Below are 19,576 nucleotides of genomic sequence, written 5' to 3'. Positions count from 1 at the left end.
TTTAACTTCATAATTATATTTTTGTTAATAGGATCCCCAGCACTGCTGAGAACACACCAATAATTTGATATAACTTTAATTTTTCTTTATAAATCCAGCAACCCGCCAAAACGACGATTAAACAATTTAAACTAACAATTGGGAAAACGATGCTGGCTGCTCCAAACTGTAAGGCAAAGAAATAAGCAGCATAACCAAAAACACTAATGATTCCCACCATTGCCCCTACACCCGCCTCATTCCGGCGCCATTTTTCTTTCTGCAACAGGCTGCAAATCGCTAAATACACACTGCCCCCGCCATACATCGAAATAAGGAGATTTACAGAATTAATGTGTAAATAGGTGGAAGTTTTCATCAATATTCCCAAAATACCAAAAGACAAAATGGCAAGTGCAACCCTTAGAATCCACGGAAGATAACTTGTATTTCGTTTTGAAGACGGTGAATACTGAATCACCATCGCTGACCCTAACATAAATACAATACCCAGCCATTGTAATAAACTTATTTTCTCGTGAAAAATAAGTCCAGCACTTAAAATTGGAAAGAGTGCATTCGTGCCGATTAGTGGTGAAGTGAGACTTGCTGGTCCCTTTTCAAAGGCTTTAGACATTTGGATATTGCCGTTTGCATTTAAAATACCAATTAAAGAACCTAGAAAAATGGTGAATAGGTTAAAGTGAAGGATTCCATTCATCACTCCATATCCAAATGATACGACAAAGGCAACAAAATAAAAGAAAAATTGGATATGAAGTTTTGATAGTCCATTTCCGGTACTCCACTTAAAAATCGTGTTATTCGTTCCAAAGCTAATCATGGTTATAAATGCAGCTGCGATCCACATGATGAACCTTCTTTCTGTCTATCAAATTCTCTTAAAATTTTATTCCTTTTTTCGAAATTTCTCAATCCCTTTTTTGTCAATTTTCGATATTTACGCTCTTTTTGCAGAAAGCTGTAGGTATTTTGAGATTTCCGTCTTGTTTTGATAGCTTTTGTCACCTAGCAGGAAAAGCAGGTACTTCTTGGTGAATTATAAGATTAAGAGAAACATTCGTAGATAATAGGGGAAGGAATGAATTTTTTATGAAAGCATACACAATTAAAGAAGCCGCTAAGGAAATTAATATATCTCATGGAATTATTCGGAAGTGGGTAAAAGAATTTGATGGACTCTTAGACATTCCAAGAACAAAGCAAGGAGCAAGAATTTATACCGAGGCAGAAATAGAGCTCTTTCAAGAGATTAAGCAGAGGTTTGCAAATAAAGAAAGCAAAGAATCTGTACGTGAATGGCTACTAATTAGACATGAACCTGTCATTGAAACAATATCTGAACCAGAGGAAGTAACCGTTCCAATGGATTCTAATCCATTGGACAATAACCTCAATCCGGTGTCAAACCCGGATGAAAGTGAAAGCCCCGAAAATCAAGAAATCTCCTTAGAGCTTGTTTCCAGCCCTGAGCCGGAGGCTACTATCGCTACTCAAGAACTAATAAAAAATGCTGAATTATTCTTCGAAGCAATGGATACGTATAAGCAAACCTTCTTAAGTGAAGTAAAAGATGAAATCCGCAGTGTTGTTCGCAAGGAAGTTCTGGATGAAGTAAAAAAGGAAATTTCCAACGGGGCTATGTTAACAGTTAAATCCCTTTCGAACTCCATATATAAATCGACAGAAAACACAAAGGAAGAAATTAAAGAGCTATCCGCTGCAATCGAAAAAAATTCCGAACAAACAACGGATTCACTTAAATACCTATCGAACAGTATCGCGAATGTAACGATTGAAACCACGGAGGAGATTTACTCCCTATCAAAGCAAGTTGCCGAAACATCAGAGGGACTCTCTCACTATATGGATATCACCAATGAGGAAATTTCCAATTTAACAGAAGCCATTACAAAGGAACGAGAAGTTCTCCTAGAAGAACGGGAATATCTATCACGTGAAATTATTAAAAGAGAGGCTGCCTTTCAAAACATGTTAACCAGTTTCCGTGATGTTGCTGCCACAAAAGAGAAGAAATGGTGGAAATTCTGGTCTTAAGATTATTGATCACTTAGCGCCAAGGGTCTAAATAATTTTAGGAGGGTGTTATTGATGAATACAAGTGAGGTTTCAAAATTATTAGGAGTATCCTCAAGTACCATCCAACGCTGGGTAAAACAACTCGAACTTCCAATGGAAAGAAATGAACGGGGACATTATTTTTTTAAAGATGGGGACATTGAGTTACTAAAAAAAATTCAGGAACAAATCCAAAACGGAGCGCTCATACAAGATATTGCTCCAATCCAGGAGAAAAAGCCACGTAGAGGGACCGTTAAGGCAGTAGAAAACGATCAGGCAATGGAAAAACTGTATGCAAAGGTACGTGAGTTGGAAATCAGTCTGAACGATAAAGCGGACTCCGTGGCCTCGTATCAACTCCTGCAGCACCGTAGAGAAATTGAGGAGTTGCAGTCCCAGGTAAAGGCATTAAATCTCCAGCTCGAAACACTTCAAAAGCAGGTTGCAGAGTTATCCACCCCTGTTCAAACAGAAACCGTTCATTTTCATAAGAAAAAACCTAAAAAGAAGAACATTGTAAGCATGTTATTCGGATTGTTTTAATAAAAAGAGGGTCGAATGTGGGAAATCACATTCGACCCTTTTTTAGTAAAGATTATCTGGTCAACCCCTTCTGCCTATGACCAGATAAAATATCTAATTCAACCAATGGACTTGTATACTTCTTTATAAGATAACTTCCAAGGCCTATACAAATGATAAATGAAAAAATAATCAGTAAAACATAATTATTCGATACCATATCTAAACGATCATTCGGTAAAAACGATTGAATCGATTTTAAAATAAACCCATGAAATAAATAGACATAAAGGGTTCTCTCCCCTATTTTTGTTACTTTAAACTTATTTGAAGGAATTAATGCCAAAAAGCCAAATACCACAACAAGTGTAAGGACATATTGACCGGCACGAAGTAATCCATCGATAAACTGCTCTTTCCCCATATGTGCATAAGATGTATCACCTAACAGCCATGGGACCGCATCCTTCGGAAAGCCAATCGCAAACAATACCATTATCGCAAGAAGGACCACCACTCCAAGAGGACGTGAAATTTTTGAGCGAATAAGTCCACTAAGCATTTCCTTATCCAACAAATACCCTAATAAGAAATAAGGAAAAAATACAAAGGTTCTCGAAAGGCTTAAAAAACTGCCGATTGAATCAATATAACCAATTGCGATTCCCAAGATGACGGAAACCAAAAATCCATACCATCTGTATTTCGCAAATAAATAAAGCATTATATTCCAACAAAACATACTGAGTAAAAACCATAACGACCAATGGGGATGAAGAAAATCAATTTCAAATGATTTTTCCTGACCGCTTACAAAGTAAAAGATGGAATAGATAATTTGAAAAATAAAATAAGGTAATAATACTTTCTTTACTGTTTTTAATAAGTAGCCTTTTTTTCGGTAGCCTTTGGCAAAATACCCCGAAATCAAAATAAATGCCGGCATATGAAACAGAAATATGACTGTATATAACGTGAATAAGAATCCATCATCCTCTTTTAACGGACTGATCACATGACCAAAAACAACAAGAAAAATTAATACAAATTTCGCATTATCAAAAAACATACTCCTTTTTGAAGCTGAAGCCATTTTATCACCTCAAATATTATTTCAAAAAAGGTATTTAAAATTATTCAAGATTTTAAAAGTGGAGATATAAAACCATTATACCCTTTTTATATTACAGGGATATGTAACTGAGTTTTCTTTCTGTTTCATCCTTTTTACAATTTTACAATAATAATCAAAAATACCCACGATTAATTTACCATATAAATCTTAACCCAAGCTTAATATTAGCAGAATTTTTTTTCGCAGGCTTTGGATAATCTTACCTGCTAATTTGCGCTCCAGGTGCAATAAAAAGGGTCAAGTTCAAAAAATTGAACCTGACCCTTTTTCCTGTTCATCTATTCATTTATTCTAAATTGCTATGTTGTTTAAACGCTATTTGATGGTTTACCTGATTTAGTTCACTGTAAAAAAGACAAATCGTATCAAAAAGAATATGAGCACATTGGTCAAATAAGGAACCTAGCGGCTGAATGGTTTCCCGTTCATTTTCACGACGGTATTTTGTTGCAGCCGGAACATGAAGAAATTGGTCTGCAACAGCAGCTAACGGTGAACCGGTATTCGTTGTCATCGCAATAATCGTAGCGCCGATTGATTTCGCTTTATCTGATGTCCATGTAACGCTTTTGGTTGTGCCCGAACCCGAAACAGCTACCAGAACATCCCCTTCCTTAATGGAAGGCGTAATTGTTTCCCCTACAACGTAAACATTCGCACCGAGATGCATTAATCTCATTGCAAAAGACTTTGCCATTAAACCTGAACGGCCTTCTCCCACAACGAAAATTCTGTTTGCCTTTATAAGATGATCTGCAAAGTCATGAAGATGCTGTTCCTCTATTTGTCCAAGCACTGCTTCTATCTCTTTTAAAATAGTAAAAACCTTATTCATAGACGTGTTCACCCTCCAATTTCACAATTAAATCTTTGAATTTTTCTGCCGCTTCTTTTGGATTACCAGCCTTTGTGATCGCCGACCCGATAATGACCACATCAGGATTCAACCTTGCTTTGAGAGACTTTAATGTATCCGTTGTAATCCCTCCTGCCACAGCGGTTTTAAGAAAATGTTTTTTAAACATCCCGGTTTGACGTATTCCACTTTGGGATTTACCATTTTCTTCTTGTTCATCCTTGCTGACATGGTCACAAAAGATTGCATCTTTATATTTCATTAAATAGCTTTTCTGCTCTTCAGATGTATTTAATAAATCAATCATAACTTGCTTGTTATGCTGACTGGCGACTTCAAAACATGTATCAATGGTTACCAATGGTGAGACTCCCATAACTGTAGCCACATCTGCCCCTGCATTAAAACACATTTCAAATTCATAACGTGCATTATCAATTGTCTTGATATCAGCAATAATTTTTTTATTAGGGAAGGCATTCTTAAGTTCTTTTATACTTGTCATTCCAAATTCTTTAATTAAGGATGTTCCCACTTCGATCCAGTCGATGGAATGCTCTACTAGTTTTGTTAATTGAATGGCTTCTTGAATTTCTAATCGATCAAGCGCTAATTGTATTTTCATCAAGCAAGCTCCTCTTATTTAATAAATCGGTTTACTAAATCGATTTATTAAAATTATAAACTACTTTATTTTAATATACAATCCCAATCATAAAAAGGTTATTAATAAAAAAACAGCAATAGTACTGTGACCGTTTGCTGTTTTTACATAAAGTTTTTCAATGGCTCATTATTTTACTTGGGAAAACAATCTCTTCCGGTTTTATTTCGGTTTTGTTAATTTTCGCAAATAGTAATTCTGCCGCCTTTTTCCCCATTTCAAATGCAGGTTGTGTAATTACTGTAATAGGCGGTTCAACCAAGTGGGCAAATGGAATATTATCGAACACAATCAAATCGATATCCTTCCCTAATGCTCGGTTTGTTTCTTTAAGAAATTCTAAAACTTCTAAAAAAACTCGGTCATTTCCGGCAAATAATGCGGTTGGCGGTTCACTTAGGGAAAATAATTTTTCCAAATTCGCTTTCATATCCGAAATATCGGCTTCAATTATATAATTAGAATTAATATTAATACCTTCATCCTTCATCGCTTTTTTATAGCCTTCTAGCCTGTCCTTACGTGTACTAATGGTCAGTGGCTGGACAGCAAAAGCAATTTTCCGGTGTCCCTTTTTTAAAAAATAGACAATCGCATTATACGTAGACTGCATATTATCTGTCACAATCGAAAGCGCCTTAAGGTTCTCTACCTTCCGATCCATGAATACAACTGGATAGTCTTCCACAATCATATTCTTGTATAAATCATGATTTTGACCGGTAGGAAAAATAATCAGTCCATCTACCTGCTTTGCCCGCAACATATCAATATAGTTCTTTTCCTTTTGCGGATTATCATCGGCATTGCAAACAATCGCGTGAATTCCATGTTCATGAAAGAAATCCTCTATTGCACGGCTTACCTCCGTAGAAAACCGATGCATAATATTGGCCACAATGACTCCTACCATGGAGGTTCGTTTTTGCTTTAAACTTCTTGCAATATAATTTGGCTGGTAGCCTAAATTTTTTATCGCTTCTTCAATTTTTAATTTTGTTTTTTCCCCCATATATTCAAAGCGATTATTTAAAAATTGTGAAACGGTGCTTTTCGATACACCCGCTTCTTTTGCTACGTCGGCCATGGTGACTTTTTCCATTCTATCTTCCTCTTTCATCCTATTTCAATGACTTCATTGTAGCCCTAAATCGGTTTATTATCCAGTTTAGAAACAAAAAGAGGATGACGATTCTGTCTAAATACCACACATCCATAAGAAAAATTCTTACTTGGACATGTGTTCTTAAACCTGAATCTAAGTCATCCTCTAATTTATACTCTATGAAATTCGTGAAGAATTTGCCGCTTCCATAAATTTTTTAGCGTTCAACTGGACTTCAGCAAGATAATCGGCAGTTAATTCCCGGTTCGGATTGATTAATGTGCTGCCAATCCCAACTGCAACTGCACCTGCCTTGAAAAATTCCTTCACATTTTCCAAATGAATTCCACCGGTTGGCATAAGGGGGATGTGCGGCAATGGACCAGAGATATTTTTTAAATAATCCGGTCCCAAACACCCTGCCGGGAATAATTTTACTAGATCAGCACCATTTTCAAATGCAGTTTGAATTTCGGTTGGCGTAAATGCACCTGGTACACTGATGATCCCGTACCTTTTTGTCATTTTAATTGTTTCCTTATTCACTATCGGAGAAAAAATAAATTTTGATCCGGCTAGGATTGCTGCTCTAGCTGTCTCTGAATCAAGAACCGTTCCGGCACCTACTAATACCTCGTCACCAAATTCATTCCCCACTTTTTCAATAATGGATAAAGCATTCGGTGTTTCCATCGTGATTTCCAAGGCAGTTACGCCACCGTTTTTTAATGCTTCTGCAATTGGTACGATTGTTTGCAATGTGGCACCGCGAATGACTGCAACAACCGCGCGATTTTTTATTTCCTCTACGCCCATTTTTAAGGACTCCCTTTTTCTTTTCATTTATTTCATTTTTTTCTATAATGGTTCATGTATGTTTTTTCTTAGTCAACAGCTAAATAACAAATTGTCCTTTTTAGCTGTTGAATTTTTTTATGCACTAACATCCATATCCGTTGCTTTATTAGGCTTTTTTGCTGCATTAACTGCCCAAATCGTTAATATTGCGGAAAGGAACAATGAACCTGCCATAAAAATATAAGACGCTCCAAAACCTCCAGTAGCTCCGTTCAGGTAACCAACCACATATGATCCAACAAACGAGCCTAATGCGCCCATACTATTTATCAGTGCCATCGCACCCCCGGCAACATTACGTGGCAGAATCTCGGGAATAATCGCGAAAAACGGTCCATATGGAGCATACATGGCACCTCCAGCAATCACTAATAAAATAAAGGAGAGCCAGAAATGATGGGTTCCGATCGCATAGGAAATGTAGAAAGCTATTGCTCCAATCAATAGAAAAGGCCAAACAAATGCTTTACGGTTTAATGTTTTATCTGAGAAATAAGAGGCTGCTAACATTAATACAACGGCTAAAATGTAAGGGACAGACGACAACCAACCCGTTTTTACAATATTCATATTTGGCGCAGCTTTAATAATTGAAGGCAACCACATAACGAATCCATAAACCCCAATACTCCATAATGCATATTGTAAGCTTAATAGAATAACAGGTTTTGACTTAAATGCTTCGCGATAATTTTTAACCGGCTTTAATCCTTCTTGTTCTTTACGTAACTGCTCTTCCAAATCTAATTTTTCTTGCTGTGACAACCATTTTGCATCCTTCGGTTTATCATTTACTAGTTTCCACCAAATAAATGCCCAGATGACTGCCGGCAGACCTTCAATAATAAACATCCATCTCCAGCCAAAAGATTGTAATAAGTATCCTGATACAATTGACATCCATAATACGGTTGCGGGGTTCCCTAAGATGAGGAAGGTATTGGCACGTGAGCGTTCTGTCTTGGTAAACCAATGGCTTAGGAATACAAGCATCGCCGGCATAACAGCACTTTCAACCACTCCAAGGGCGAACCGAATGACAAATAATAATTTAATATTGGTAATAAGACCTGTTGCGGAAGCTAATACTCCCCATGAAATAAGTGACCAGAAAATAAGTTTTTTCGCACTTTTATTCTCGGCGTAATGCGCTCCAGGTATTTGGAAAAAGAAATAGCCTAAAAAGAAAAGTGAACCCAATAAGGATGAAGTTCCCGGGGTTATATGGAGATCCTTCGCTAATCCAGCAGCTGCTCCAAATCCATAGTTGGCACGGTCAAGGTAAGCAAGACTATACGTAATAAAAGCAATTGGAATTAAGAAAAACCATCTTTGTTTTGCAATTGTCTGTTTCATATTATTTCACTCCTTGAAAATGATTTGCCATATAATCATTTAATTGACTGCTTGTCGGGTACCCTGAATGATCCCCGGGCGATTGAACAGCTAAAGCACCTATTGCGTTTCCTCTTAATACTGTCTCATGGGCCGGAAGACCTTGTAATAAGCCACTTATGACTCCTACTGCAAAACCATCTCCTGCTCCCACCGTATCTATTACCTTTTGTACTTCGTACCCAGGAACCATTCCTTCTTCCATTTGCGTCTTATAAAACGCCCCTTCTTCACCAAGTTTAATAATGACAAGCTCAACACCTTTATCAAGATAAAAGGATGCGATATCATAAGGTTCCTGGTAACCCGTTAAAATTTCACCCTCTTTTATCCCAGGAAAAACATGATTCACTTGAAAGGCAATCTCATTGGTTGCCTGAATCATTTCTTCCTTTGAATTCCATAAATTCGCGCGTAAATTTGGATCAAAGGATATGCTTCGGCCATTCCTTTTCATAAGAGCCAGCGCATGATTAGCAAATGCCCTTGTATGACTTGATAGAGCCAATGGGATACCCGTCATATGCATGTGCCGAGCTGATAAGAAATATTCTTCATTAAAACCATCGATACCTAGGTTGCTGGCAGCAGAGCCTTTACGAAAATATTGAACTTCAGGATCTCCAAAAGTAACCTTTGATTTTAATTGAAAACCAGTTGGATAATTTGTATCCACTATAACTTGTTGAATATCAACCTTTTCCTCTTTAAGTCTGTTTATGATGAACTTCCCGAAGGCATCATTTCCAACTTTACTTACCCACCCAGATTGAACTCCAAGACGAGTGAGCCCAATGGCCACATTCGTTTCAGCCCCTGCCAATTCGAGTGTATATTGATTAATTTCATGTAAAGGGCCTGGCTGGTTTGCAATAAACATGGCCATAGCCTCTCCAAAAGTAATGACATCTAGCTGTTGCATAATTCTTTCTTCCTTTCATTTGTAAAGTTTTTCACCAACTCTACAAATTCTTTTGTCTTTTCTTTTGGTTGAATCGGGAATTCAAGCGCTTTCACAAGATAGTTTGGAAATTGATTTATTACTTTCATCCAACCAAGTTTTCCCTCTGTATCAAGCGGCACCGTGATAAATTCTCCATTCATATTTTCAACCTGTTTTAAATGAACGTACTGAACAAATGGGGCAAGTTCATGTAAAGCAGATTCAACATCTTCATTCGTATAGGTCCAGTTTCCAACATCAAACGTCATTTTAATCGGAACATGGAAATGATGAGCGCTTTCAAAAAATAATTTTAATTGTTTTACATTTCCGCCATATAAGGTTTGGTCATTCTCAACTAAGAACTGAAAATCAGGAAATGGGATCAGGAATCGATTTAATTCTTGAATATTAGATTTGAATTTTTCAAAATGACCTAATGATACTTTGATCCAGTTTGCACCAAGGGCCAGGCCTTCTTCAGTCACCATCATTAATTCCTTTGTATTCAAGGAGTGATCCGGCTTCCATAATTCAATCGGAGCTGAGTAGACAGTGAAAAGTTGATATTTTTCGGTTTCATTTTTAAGCTTTTCTAATTGAAAGTCATCGCCGTGGAACAGTTCTCTGCGAATTTCTACCCCAAATGCCCCGGAGTTCGCAATCAACTCAATAAATGCGGCTTGACCTTTCTTTAAAACTTCTATACTATCAAATGCATTTAAAGGAACGATTACTTTTTCCATTTGAACACACTCCTTTCCCTTTTGATAAATTGTTTACTAAACCGATTTAGTAAATCGATTTATCTAAAGTATAAACGTAATGTAAGCGCTTTTCAATATTAATTTTTAAAAAAATTATAAAAAAATAACTCGGACCAATTTTCAGATCCGAGTTGATTTTTTTCTTATTTATCAAATTTATCGATTAATTTTTTTACTAATGGTTGATACTTTTCTTTGACCTCATCTATTTTGATTGAAAAGGCTTCAGCCAATTGTTGGATACACTCCTGATCATAACGAAGCCAAGATCCGTATGTTCGTTTAATATACCGTTCTGCTTCCTCATAGGTTTCAAATAAGGAAGCATATCTCTTACCATTATGTATGACCGCATAGGCATTTTCATTTACCGGACGGATAAAGGAAATTTCTCCTTTTACACTTTTATAGCTTGTACCAGTTTTTGCTTCTTTTAAATTGAATTCATTTTTGTCCGGATCCGGTTTTAGAGTTGGCAAACTAAATACCTTTATTACAAATTTGTCAAATGCTTCGGCTGACATTTCTGAACCGGAAGCTTTCGGATGTCCACCGCCTCCAAAACGTTTTGCATATTCAGCGACATTCACTTCGTCATGTATGGTTCGATACCCAACTTTCTTGCCACTTACATTTAGAAGAAGAATCATATCTAAATGAGGATAAAGTTTATTTAACGCGTTTCCAAGCTCAGATAAATACTGTTCCGCATGAATGATTCCAATGCAATATTCATCAATAAAGGCTTGTACAGTCTGTCTGCTTTTCGAATGAATGTAGCGGTTAATTTTCGCTTCTTCCATATCCAGCAGCATATTTTCAGTTTCGGTTAAATAGAAATTCTGCGGATTTTCAGAAAAACGCTTGAGAATCGCTTCTTCAAATTGTTCACGATTTAAAATATAGAACAAATCATTCAGGCGTTTGGCATGAATATTATTATTTTCGTCCCATTCCCATGTATCATATTGGCGGACTAATTCGATAAATTCCTCAAGTGCTTGATTCCGCTGTATTAAACCCTGTTCCATTAAATAATCATAAAATAAGGATGTTGCGCAGGTTTTCTTTCCTGTATCATATTCCGGGTGAACAAATGCCCACTTATATTCATTGAAATGCAGGGCTGTAACATGATGGTCAATCATTCTAATATGTTTTCCTTGTTTATATCGGGCTGCCAGCTTTTTCTCGTTCGTTTCATTGACGGCTAAATCCGTAATATAGATTTGTGAACCATGATTTTCGGGATTTTCGATATATGTTTCTACCTGCTGGTTCAAAGTCCGATAAGAGCAATATGAGACATCGGCATTTTCACCAAAAGCAATTTTGGCGATGATTCCGCAGCCAAGCCCATCCAAATCAATATCGGTAAATAATTTTACCATCTTCCTTACCACCATTCTTCATTTTTTCCATAAGGGTTAGTTTGTTGCTGAAACAATCATCTTATACGATTGTCAAAAAAGTGGAGCCAACTGCAAATTAGCAATTGGCTTTTCTAGTCTATGGCAGTTCCTTTAGTTTATTTTGCATTGGTGTCCGTGGTTTTGGTTCACTGATTTCTTCAGGGTAACCAACGCCAAATACCCCAATCACGTCATATCCTTCCGGTACCCCCAGAATCTCCCGTTTGTTTGCTGCTGCTGCAATAGAGGACCAAAATGTCCCGATTCCTTCTTCCCATGCAGCTAAACTAAAATTTTGAACAAAACATGCCGTTGCAAGAGCATTTTCCTCTGTTTCAAGAGCTGTTGCCCCATGTTTTGATAAAACAGCCATTAAGACAGGAGCATTTCCAAAATTGGTTTTATGGTTCAGTTTTGCTCGAGTTTCTTGTCCAATAATATATACTTCCCAAGGCTCCGTCATCCGATGATTGGGGGCCATGGCCGCCGCCTCAAGCCAGGTCATGAGTTGCGCGGAATGAACCGGATCAGTTTTGAATTTTTTTATCGTGCGGCGTGACTTAATCGTTTCCAAAATACTCAATGGATTTCTTCCTCCCATACAAAATACAGTTAACGAATACACGTTATACTATCATATGTAGGATGTATTTTCCAGATTCTTTTCTTTTTAGGAAGTTGGTTATAAAAATCATCCGCCTGTGCAAAATAATCGTCGAGGTTAAAGAAAAGGGGTGAAAACAGTGACCAATCGCAATGATAATCGTGAACGTAAAAACAAATATCCTAATAACAAAAAACAGGACAGCGAATTCGCTAAAGAAACAAGCATCCGCAGTGAAATCACCAAAAAAGATATGCAAAATAAATAATCAAAAGAAAAGAAACTCAATCCTGGAGGAGAGTTTCTTTCTTTTATGAACGAATTCAATTACTCTAATAATCCTTCATTTCATCCTCATTACCTTGTGTAAAGGTAAGAATGCAAAAGAGAATAAAACTAATGAGGAGCACAGCCCCACCGCCAATATAAAGGCCAGTCTCAACAGCCGCTGGCAGAAATGCCGGTTTAAAATTGTACAAGGCCATACCAACAGTTAATCCGACTACACCAATAATGGCACTATAAACATGCAGCCCTGTTAAAATACGACTCTTCGGTTGAAATAATCGATAATAAACCGCCCATGAAAACATCGTCAGCCAGCCAACCACTAAAATATGAGCGTGAATTGGACGGAAGGCATAATCATTTGACCCTGCCATATGACCGCCAATTGCAGCTCCTGCCAAAGCAAAAACAGAGGAAATCTTTAACAATAAATTACTGTACCTTTTCATATTTAGCATTCCTTTCTTGTTCAACCAACTGATCATCTTTCATCACAAAGACCCTGTCATCTCTTTAAACGGTAATAAGTACATAAAAAAATCACCTTCCTTGTTTCATTTCGTAAATAGAATACGTTACGAATATGAACGGAAGATGAACGTAAGTTTACATGTTCGGAAGTGTCACTTTAATGGATGTTCCTTTGCCTTTTTGACTTAATGCCTCCACTTTTCCATGATGCAACTGCACAATTGATTGGACAATCGACAGCCCAAGGCCGGTTCCTTCAACAGATCGTGTCCTGGAAGTATCCGCCCGATAAAAACGGTCAAATATTCTTTTCAATTGCTCTTGTTCCAAACCAATTCCACTATCCTTAACTGTCACTTCAATGGACGAACCAGAATCAATTAAATCAATTTCAATATTTCCATTTTCATTATTATACTTAATCGCATTTGTCAGCAGGTTTTCCCAAACAGAATAAAGCAAAGAGGAGTCCCCATTAATCCACGTATCAGGGAGTGAATAGCTCATCATAATTCCTTTATCTCCAATACTCCAATGATATTGATGAAGCACGCCTTTTAATTGCTCAGCGAGATTAAAGCGGCTGATCTTCATTAAGTCCTTCTTGCTTTCAATCGAGGCAAGAAGGAGTAACTGCTTTGTAATCGTTGATAACCGCTCCACTTCCGATTGAACAACTTGGATATATTGAGTTTTTTCTTTTTCCTCAAGATTTTGATCATCAAGTAAATTTAAATAGCCTTTTATATTGGTTAGCGGGGACTGTATATCATGAGAAATATTTGAAATCAATTCTCTTCTTAATTGTTCCACTTTTGCTAATTTCTGTGACATATTCGTAAAGCTGACTGCCAAATCCCCTAATTCGTCACTCCGGTCAATGTCCAATTTAACCGAAAAATTCCCTTCTGAAATTTCCTTTGTTGCTGCGTTTAACTTTCTAATCGGTTTCACCAAATAATTTGTACTGACTAGGACCAAAATAACACTTAGCAAAATCGAGAGCAGCAAGAGCCAGCCAAATAAAATATGCATTTCATTAAACATTAACTTAATATCAGGGCGAATAAAAATAGCATATGATTTTTTCTGGTATGTAAACGGAACACCGATTGAGTTCTCTAATTCATTTGCAAAAAAACCAGTAACAAAGGTTTGCTTCGGAAATTGACGAATCCCATGGTACACTTCACCATTAAGCACCTTTTCCTTCACTTCATCAGGGAGATTTTTTTTTCGAAAGGCTGACCCAAAAGATTGTTGATGCCCCGTTGAATCGACCAAAAGGATTTGGTAGCCGATTCCGCCAATATGGGTGAAATAATCCTTCAAACTGATCGTTTTTTGCTTACTGGCAAAATCAGCAATTTTCAGGGCAAAACCGGTGATTTTATCATCATTCTGTTTTTTCAATGTCACCTGGTAATAATGATTGGAAACAATAAATGAAAGAACCCCGCTTAAAATCATTATTAAAATCGTCGTAATCGCGAACTTACTATAGAGAGATTTCATTTATTGAACCTCCAGCGAATAGCCAACCCCTCTGATTGTCTTGATGGAAAAATCCTTTTCAATCATATTGAATCGTTCTCTGAGACGCTTAATATGGACATCAACGGTTCGTTCATCCCCATCAAAATCCAGTCCCCAAATCTTTTCAATTAAATGGCCGCGGCTAAATACTTGGTTTTGGTGTTCGGCTAGGAAGGAAAGCAATTCAAATTCTTTTAATGGAAGCATATAGGTTTTCTGATTGATTTTAACTTCATAGCCCTTTTTATTAATAAAGAGGGAGCCGAGACTTATATTGGCTTCACTTGTTTTTCCATATCTTCTTAACAGTGCGTTCACGCGGAAAATTAATTCGCGGGGTTCAAATGGCTTAACTAAATAATCATCCGTTCCCGACTCAAACCCTTTCTCTTTATCCTCAATTTGGCTTTTGGCTGTTAATAAAATAACTGGGATGTCATACTGCTTCCTTATTTCTCTTGTTAAACTATATCCATCCATAACGGGCATCATAATATCGACAATGGCCAAATCGCATAGGTCTGTTTCAAGAAGCTTTAATGCTTTTGCACCGTTCTCTGCGGCAATAACCTTAAATCCCTCTTTCGTTAACAACCCTTTAATCAGATTAAGAATATTCACATCGTCGTCAGCTGCTAAAATGGTTTTCATCTACACACCTTCTACTAATTTACATTATTAACTCCCTTACAATTGTAATCAATCCATAAGAATAAGGAAAGATTAAGCCATTAACTCAAGGATTTCAGCGTTGATTCGACAAAGAAACAACTTTTATGTTATACTTAGGTTGTTGCATTAGCACAGGTATTATTTTTACTACACAAAAAGGAGGATGCAAAATATGATCGAATTTAAAAATATTGTTAAAAAGTATCGGACAAAAACGATCATCAATTCATTTTCGTTAGATATCGAAGCAGGTCAATTAGTCGTATTCATCGGTCCTAGCGGATGCGGAAAAACAACACTGCTGAAAATGATTAATAAATTAATTCAACCAACATCGGGAAAAATCTTTGTAAATGGGAAAGATATCTCGACGATGAATACGATTGAACTTCGCCGAAACATTGGCTATGTTATCCAAAATACGGGTTTATTCCCACATATGTCGATCAAGGAAAATTTGGAGCTGATTCCGAAGCTTAAAGGAGAAGATCCCGAGGCAATTGCCCAAAAAACGGAGGAATTATTGGAGACGGTTGGATTAAATCCAAAGGAATATCTTCACCGCTATCCAAATGAACTGAGCGGCGGGCAGCAGCAAAGGGTTGGCGTAGCTCGTGCTTTCTCCACTAACTCCGATATCATCTTAATGGACGAACCATTCAGTGCCTTAGACCCCGTGACTAGAAGCTCTCTGCAGGATGAACTATTCCAAATGCAAAAAGAATTTAACAAGACGATTATCTTTGTAACGCATGATATGGATGAAGCTATTAAAATAGCTGACAAGATTTGTATTTTAAAAGATGGTGATATTCTTCAATATGATTCACCGGAAAATATCTTAAAAAATCCGGCTAACCATTTTGTTGAAGACTTTATTGGAAAAAGAAGGGTATGGAATAACCCTGAATTACTATTGGCCGAGGATATTATGATCCCTCATCCCGTTAAAATTACCGGGAAACGTAATGTTCTTCAGGCCATTGAAATCATGAAGGATCATAAGGTTGACAGCTTAATGGTAACGAATAAGAATAATCTTCTCATCGGTTTAGTGACATTGAAAGGAATTCAATTGCTGAACCGTAATGATGCAATCGAGGATGTGATGGAGCAAAATGTTCTATCCGTCTCCCAAGATGCAAATTTGATTTCTGTTCTTACAACGATGAATGAACACAAGATTGGCTATGTACCTGTTGTAAATTACATGAATCAATTAACAGGTCTAATTACGAGAAGCAGTATTTTATCAGCATTAAGCAGTCAACTAATTGACTTGGAGGTGGCTTTTTAATGAAGGATTTCTGGAACTATCTACAATCAAACTCTGACCAAATTTTTGGTTTAATCGGGGAACATTTATATTTAAGTGTCATTTCAGTTGTGATTGCTATTGTTGTCGGTATCCCGCTCGGAATCTTGATTTCCAGAGAACCGAAATTATCAAAGCCGATTATTGGAACAACAAATGTCATCCAAGCGGTTCCAAGTTTGGCTTTACTCGGGTTTTTAATTCCGTTTATCGGGATTGGCAGTGCACCTGCTATTGTAATGGTTGTTCTTTACTCTTTACTTCCAATTGTAAAAAATACCTATACAGGTTTAACGAATATTGATGCAGACATTCTGGAAGCCGCCAAAGGTATCGGTTTAACCAAGAGCCAAACAATGAGAAAGGTTCAGTTGCCGTTAGCTTTCCCGATGATTATGGCGGGAATCAGAATTTCAGCGGTTACCGCTGTCGGTCTGATGACAATCGCTGCCTTTGTCGGGGCTGGCGGGCTTGGTTATCTGGTATTCTCAGGTGTTCAAACGGTTGACAACAACATGATCTTAGCCGGTGCGATTCCTGCATGTATCCTGGCACTGCTAATTGACTTTATTGTTGGAAAACTTGAGTCTTCCATCTCTTATACTAGTAAAATCAAATCCTCGAAAATGAAGAAGAAACCAGCAAAGAAATGGTTAATTGCAACAAGCGCCATTGTGGTTCTTGCTGCAGGAGGATTTAGTGTTTACGCAAAAGCAACTGGCGACTCCAAAGATAAAATTGTCATAGGTTCTAAAAATTTTAGTGAACAATTAATTTTAAGTAATATGCTTGCTGATGTAATTGAAGATAAAACAGATTTGCAAGTCGAACGAAAATTAAACCTCGGTGGTTCACAAGTGGCTTTTAGTGCACTTAAGAATGGGAATATTGATGCCTATGTTGAATACACAGGTACTGGTTTAGTTAATATTTTAAACCAACCGCCTGAGAGCGACCCTGATAAAGTCTATCATTATGTTCAAAAGGAATTTAAGAAAAAATATGGTATTGATCTATTAAAACCACTTGGCTTTAACAACACGTATGCATTGGCCGTTCGTCAAGATACGGCAAAACAATATGGATTAAACACTATTTCTGACTTGGCAAAAGTGAGTGACGGTTTAACCTTTGGACCAACCATTGAATTTCCGAATCGCGAGGATGGGTTAATCGGTCTTACAAAAACATATGGAATAAAATTTAAAGATGTGAAGGCTGTTGATGGCGGCCTGCGCTATACTGCTTTAGATCATCATAAGAGTGATGCCATTGATGCATTTTCTACTGATGGATTACTTGAAGCCTTCCATTTAAAAGTATTAAAGGACGATAAAAACTTTTTCCCTCCATACTATGCCGTACCAATCGTAAAAGAGGAAACCTTAAAAAAACATCCGGAACTGAAAAAGGCATTAAATGCGCTCTCGGGTAAAATAACTGATGAGAAAATGCGTGAATTAAATTATAAAGTAGACAGCTTGAAGCAGTCTCCGGCAAAAGTTGCAAAAGAGTTTTTACAAAAAGAAGGAATTATAAAATAATTCTAAAGACCGGTCTATACTATGGACCGGTCTCCTTTTTATTCCTCTAAAAAATGCTGAACTCTTTCGTACGTTTTTTCATCTCCTATGACAAGGAGAATATCTCCTTCTTGGATTAATGCATAGGGTCCGGGTGAGATAATCGTCTCCCCTTTCCTTTTCATCCCAATCACTGTCCCTCCAGTGTTTTGCCAAAACTTCATATCAGAAATCGTCTTGCCAATATGGATGCAGCCAGGGAAAATTTCAATCTCAAGTGGGGCTAATGGATTCGTATGACGCAGTTTGTCTGAATAATCCATAATTTTCGTTAACGTTTCATACAACTGTTCGTCAAGTTTTTCGCGCTCTTCAATGAGATGGTTCATTTGCTTCTTTAGGTCTTTTACACTGGCAAGATTCGAAAATCGATGAATATACTTGAAGGCATTTTCCCTTGAGGAGATTACGATTCCACTGCCTTTGGTAGAATGAACAATTTCCACATCTTCTAAAATTTTTATTGCTCTGCGGACGGTTTCAGGAGAAACCTTGTATTCACTGGCCAATGTGGATCTACCATGAATTTTTTCTCCCACCTTAAATTTTCCATCATAGATTCGATTGGCTAAATCAATTGCGATCCGTTCATATGTAGGTATTTGTGTCCTTTCCATAGCAAAACCTCCGACACCACTATAATAAAAAAGTCTCGTCTTAATTTTTGTATCTAATACTCTTCCACTATACTCTTTTAGATGTTTGCAAGCGAGTGAAATGTTAAAGACTTTATTCAGGAGATTTTGGACATAATTGTAAAAGGAAGTGGAAATGGGGTGGAGACTTGAAACGTAAAATAATCCTTTATTTAAGTATCGCCTTTATGGTTTTTATGACTATACTTTTTGTTTATTACCTCGTTAAGGATGACACCTCTAAATGGCAGGTAGCATTAGGCGGAATTATTGTCAGTGCTTTACCATTGATTTTATTGCGTTTAAAAAATAATCCTTTTAACATTCCACAAGTTTTAGGTTATTTCTTATTTCTGTTTTGTTCTACGTATTTAGGCTCCATTGCCCTTTTTTATCTTCATTATAAATGGTGGGATTCCACTCTTCATTTATACAAGGGAGCTTACGTTGGTGTGATCGCCATCACACTTTTTAAGATACTAGTGCCTTCTCAGATTCGCAAGGATGTATCAGGGTGGGTTCTCTTTCTATTTGTGCTTTCTCTTGGTGCATCGGCCAGTGTGTTTTGGGAAATCTATGAATTTTTAGGGGATTTAACGTTTACACACACGATGCAAAGGGGCGGCAACACTGATACCATGTATGATTTATTATGTGGTTTAGCCGGGGGACTCCTGATTGCACTATACTCCTTAGTCCGCAAACAACAGGTTTAATTGGAGGAAATAAATCA

General features: G+C 37.2%; 21 protein-coding genes. 6 read left to right on the top strand and 15 right to left on the bottom strand.

All coding sequences use genetic code 11. The features are described 5' to 3' along the window. Positions 1-13: 13 nt before the first annotated feature. On the bottom strand, positions 14-850 hold the full coding sequence (locus tag ACFQZ9_RS24000) for an EamA family transporter (protein WP_498945890.1): 837 nt from the start codon (positions 848-850) through the stop codon (positions 14-16). Positions 851-1,092: 242 nt separating this feature from the next. On the opposite strand from ACFQZ9_RS24000, the gene ACFQZ9_RS23995 reads away from it, so the two are divergent. Beyond that, positions 1,093-2,058, top strand: coding sequence for a MerR family transcriptional regulator (locus ACFQZ9_RS23995; protein WP_498945888.1), 966 nt, complete (start codon positions 1,093-1,095; stop codon positions 2,056-2,058). Between the two features lie 54 nt (positions 2,059-2,112). Next, positions 2,113-2,625, top strand: a complete 513-nt coding sequence (locus ACFQZ9_RS23990; protein WP_198308756.1) for a MerR family transcriptional regulator — start codon at positions 2,113-2,115, stop codon at positions 2,623-2,625. 52 nt (positions 2,626-2,677) lie between these two features. Here the strand turns inward: ACFQZ9_RS23990 and ACFQZ9_RS23985 are convergent, their stop codons facing one another. From ACFQZ9_RS23985 to ACFQZ9_RS23940, 10 genes are all read right to left on the bottom strand, one after another. After that, positions 2,678-3,697, bottom strand: coding sequence for an acyltransferase family protein (locus ACFQZ9_RS23985; RefSeq protein ID WP_198308757.1), 1,020 nt, complete (start codon positions 3,695-3,697; stop codon positions 2,678-2,680). A gap of 328 nt (positions 3,698-4,025) precedes the next feature. Beyond that, on the bottom strand, positions 4,026-4,574 hold the full coding sequence (hxlB, locus tag ACFQZ9_RS23980; protein WP_498945887.1) for a 6-phospho-3-hexuloisomerase: 549 nt from the start codon (positions 4,572-4,574) through the stop codon (positions 4,026-4,028). Next, positions 4,567-5,220: a 3-hexulose-6-phosphate synthase gene (hxlA, locus tag ACFQZ9_RS23975; RefSeq protein ID WP_498945886.1), complete on the bottom strand. Its 654-nt coding sequence runs from the start codon at positions 5,218-5,220 to the stop codon at positions 4,567-4,569. The genes hxlB and hxlA overlap by 8 nt, the downstream gene beginning before the upstream one ends. A gap of 157 nt (positions 5,221-5,377) precedes the next feature. Continuing rightward, positions 5,378-6,361 (bottom strand): LacI family DNA-binding transcriptional regulator, encoded by a 984-nt coding sequence (locus ACFQZ9_RS23970; RefSeq protein ID WP_498945884.1) that lies wholly within the window; start codon positions 6,359-6,361, stop codon positions 5,378-5,380. A gap of 180 nt (positions 6,362-6,541) precedes the next feature. Continuing rightward, a complete protein-coding gene (locus ACFQZ9_RS23965; protein WP_498945882.1) occupies positions 6,542-7,180 on the bottom strand; it encodes a bifunctional 4-hydroxy-2-oxoglutarate aldolase/2-dehydro-3-deoxy-phosphogluconate aldolase in 639 nt (212 codons plus the stop codon). 117 nt (positions 7,181-7,297) lie between these two features. Further along, complete coding sequence (locus ACFQZ9_RS23960; RefSeq protein ID WP_498945880.1) at positions 7,298-8,578, bottom strand: MFS transporter; 1,281 nt, start codon at positions 8,576-8,578, stop codon at positions 7,298-7,300. 1 nt (position 8,579) lies between these two features. After that, the gene (locus ACFQZ9_RS23955; RefSeq protein WP_498945879.1) at positions 8,580-9,539 is read right to left on the bottom strand and encodes a sugar kinase; all 960 of its coding nucleotides are present in this window, start codon (positions 9,537-9,539) and stop codon (positions 8,580-8,582) included. After that, positions 9,527-10,306, bottom strand: a complete 780-nt coding sequence (locus ACFQZ9_RS23950; protein ID WP_498945878.1) for a sugar phosphate isomerase/epimerase family protein — start codon at positions 10,304-10,306, stop codon at positions 9,527-9,529. Before ACFQZ9_RS23950 ends, ACFQZ9_RS23955 begins: the two co-directional genes overlap by 13 nt. A gap of 164 nt (positions 10,307-10,470) precedes the next feature. After that, positions 10,471-11,718, bottom strand: coding sequence for a DHH family phosphoesterase (locus tag ACFQZ9_RS23945; RefSeq protein WP_498945877.1), 1,248 nt, complete (start codon positions 11,716-11,718; stop codon positions 10,471-10,473). A gap of 118 nt (positions 11,719-11,836) precedes the next feature. Next, complete coding sequence (locus tag ACFQZ9_RS23940; RefSeq protein WP_198308766.1) at positions 11,837-12,322, bottom strand: nitroreductase family protein; 486 nt, start codon at positions 12,320-12,322, stop codon at positions 11,837-11,839. 160 nt (positions 12,323-12,482) lie between these two features. On the opposite strand from ACFQZ9_RS23940, the gene ACFQZ9_RS23935 reads away from it, so the two are divergent. Further along, entirely contained in the window at positions 12,483-12,611 is a 129-nt protein-coding gene (locus ACFQZ9_RS23935; protein ID WP_327834216.1) for a hypothetical protein, read from the top strand. Between the two features lie 64 nt (positions 12,612-12,675). Here the strand turns inward: ACFQZ9_RS23935 and ACFQZ9_RS23930 are convergent, their stop codons facing one another. The 3 genes from ACFQZ9_RS23930 to ACFQZ9_RS23920 form a co-directional block, all read right to left on the bottom strand. Then, complete coding sequence (locus tag ACFQZ9_RS23930; protein WP_498945875.1) at positions 12,676-13,080, bottom strand: hypothetical protein; 405 nt, start codon at positions 13,078-13,080, stop codon at positions 12,676-12,678. A 157-nt stretch (positions 13,081-13,237) separates the two neighbouring features. Then, a complete protein-coding gene (locus ACFQZ9_RS23925; RefSeq protein WP_498945874.1) occupies positions 13,238-14,617 on the bottom strand; it encodes a sensor histidine kinase in 1,380 nt (459 codons plus the stop codon). Beyond that, complete coding sequence (locus tag ACFQZ9_RS23920; RefSeq protein WP_498945872.1) at positions 14,618-15,289, bottom strand: response regulator transcription factor; 672 nt, start codon at positions 15,287-15,289, stop codon at positions 14,618-14,620. A 193-nt stretch (positions 15,290-15,482) separates the two neighbouring features. Here ACFQZ9_RS23920 and ACFQZ9_RS23915 point away from each other — a divergent pair, with 193 nt between their 5' ends. Then, the gene (locus tag ACFQZ9_RS23915) at positions 15,483-16,607 is read left to right on the top strand and encodes an ABC transporter ATP-binding protein (RefSeq protein WP_198308769.1); all 1,125 of its coding nucleotides are present in this window, start codon (positions 15,483-15,485) and stop codon (positions 16,605-16,607) included. Beyond that, positions 16,607-18,169: an ABC transporter permease/substrate-binding protein gene (locus ACFQZ9_RS23910; protein ID WP_498945870.1), complete on the top strand. Its 1,563-nt coding sequence runs from the start codon at positions 16,607-16,609 to the stop codon at positions 18,167-18,169. The genes ACFQZ9_RS23915 and ACFQZ9_RS23910 overlap by 1 nt, the downstream gene beginning before the upstream one ends. 38 nt (positions 18,170-18,207) lie before the next feature. Here the strand turns inward: ACFQZ9_RS23910 and ACFQZ9_RS23905 are convergent, their stop codons facing one another. Next, complete coding sequence (locus tag ACFQZ9_RS23905) at positions 18,208-18,825, bottom strand: GntR family transcriptional regulator (RefSeq protein WP_498945868.1); 618 nt, start codon at positions 18,823-18,825, stop codon at positions 18,208-18,210. 167 nt (positions 18,826-18,992) lie between these two features. Here ACFQZ9_RS23905 and ACFQZ9_RS23900 point away from each other — a divergent pair, with 167 nt between their 5' ends. Then, positions 18,993-19,559 (top strand): DUF2238 domain-containing protein, encoded by a 567-nt coding sequence (locus tag ACFQZ9_RS23900; RefSeq protein WP_498945866.1) that lies wholly within the window; start codon positions 18,993-18,995, stop codon positions 19,557-19,559. Positions 19,560-19,576: the final 17 nt, after the last annotated feature.

The sequence above is a fragment of the Neobacillus sp. GCM10027624 genome (genome assembly GCF_042675345.1).
Lineage (GTDB): Bacteria > Bacillota > Bacilli > Bacillales > Cytobacillaceae > Neobacillus > Neobacillus cucumis_D.
The sequence above is the reverse complement of the archived record's forward strand: the minus strand, read 5'-3'. Positions and strand labels throughout refer to the sequence as shown.

What these genes read in the sequence shown, in the direction of transcription:
- ACFQZ9_RS24000 (WP_498945890.1), bottom strand. Translation starts at nt 850, where the DNA reads ATGTGGATCGCAGCTGCATTTATAACCATGATTAGCTTTGGAACGAAT.
- ACFQZ9_RS23995 (WP_498945888.1), top strand. Translation starts at nt 1,093, where the DNA reads ATGAAAGCATACACAATTAAAGAAGCCGCTAAGGAAATTAATATATCT.
- ACFQZ9_RS23990 (WP_198308756.1), top strand. Translation starts at nt 2,113, where the DNA reads ATGAATACAAGTGAGGTTTCAAAATTATTAGGAGTATCCTCAAGTACC.
- ACFQZ9_RS23985 (WP_198308757.1), bottom strand. Translation starts at nt 3,697, where the DNA reads ATGGCTTCAGCTTCAAAAAGGAGTATGTTTTTTGATAATGCGAAATTT.
- hxlB (WP_498945887.1), bottom strand. Translation starts at nt 4,574, where the DNA reads ATGAATAAGGTTTTTACTATTTTAAAAGAGATAGAAGCAGTGCTTGGA.
- hxlA (WP_498945886.1), bottom strand. Translation starts at nt 5,220, where the DNA reads ATGAAAATACAATTAGCGCTTGATCGATTAGAAATTCAAGAAGCCATT.
- ACFQZ9_RS23970 (WP_498945884.1), bottom strand. Translation starts at nt 6,361, where the DNA reads ATGGAAAAAGTCACCATGGCCGACGTAGCAAAAGAAGCGGGTGTATCG.
- ACFQZ9_RS23965 (WP_498945882.1), bottom strand. Translation starts at nt 7,180, where the DNA reads ATGGGCGTAGAGGAAATAAAAAATCGCGCGGTTGTTGCAGTCATTCGC.
- ACFQZ9_RS23960 (WP_498945880.1), bottom strand. Translation starts at nt 8,578, where the DNA reads ATGAAACAGACAATTGCAAAACAAAGATGGTTTTTCTTAATTCCAATT.
- ACFQZ9_RS23955 (WP_498945879.1), bottom strand. Translation starts at nt 9,539, where the DNA reads ATGCAACAGCTAGATGTCATTACTTTTGGAGAGGCTATGGCCATGTTT.
- ACFQZ9_RS23950 (WP_498945878.1), bottom strand. Translation starts at nt 10,306, where the DNA reads ATGGAAAAAGTAATCGTTCCTTTAAATGCATTTGATAGTATAGAAGTT.
- ACFQZ9_RS23945 (WP_498945877.1), bottom strand. Translation starts at nt 11,718, where the DNA reads ATGGTAAAATTATTTACCGATATTGATTTGGATGGGCTTGGCTGCGGA.
- ACFQZ9_RS23930 (WP_498945875.1), bottom strand. Translation starts at nt 13,080, where the DNA reads ATGAAAAGGTACAGTAATTTATTGTTAAAGATTTCCTCTGTTTTTGCT.
- ACFQZ9_RS23925 (WP_498945874.1), bottom strand. Translation starts at nt 14,617, where the DNA reads ATGAAATCTCTCTATAGTAAGTTCGCGATTACGACGATTTTAATAATG.
- ACFQZ9_RS23920 (WP_498945872.1), bottom strand. Translation starts at nt 15,289, where the DNA reads ATGAAAACCATTTTAGCAGCTGACGACGATGTGAATATTCTTAATCTG.
- ACFQZ9_RS23915 (WP_198308769.1), top strand. Translation starts at nt 15,483, where the DNA reads ATGATCGAATTTAAAAATATTGTTAAAAAGTATCGGACAAAAACGATC.
- ACFQZ9_RS23910 (WP_498945870.1), top strand. Translation starts at nt 16,607, where the DNA reads ATGAAGGATTTCTGGAACTATCTACAATCAAACTCTGACCAAATTTTT.
- ACFQZ9_RS23905 (WP_498945868.1), bottom strand. Translation starts at nt 18,825, where the DNA reads ATGGAAAGGACACAAATACCTACATATGAACGGATCGCAATTGATTTA.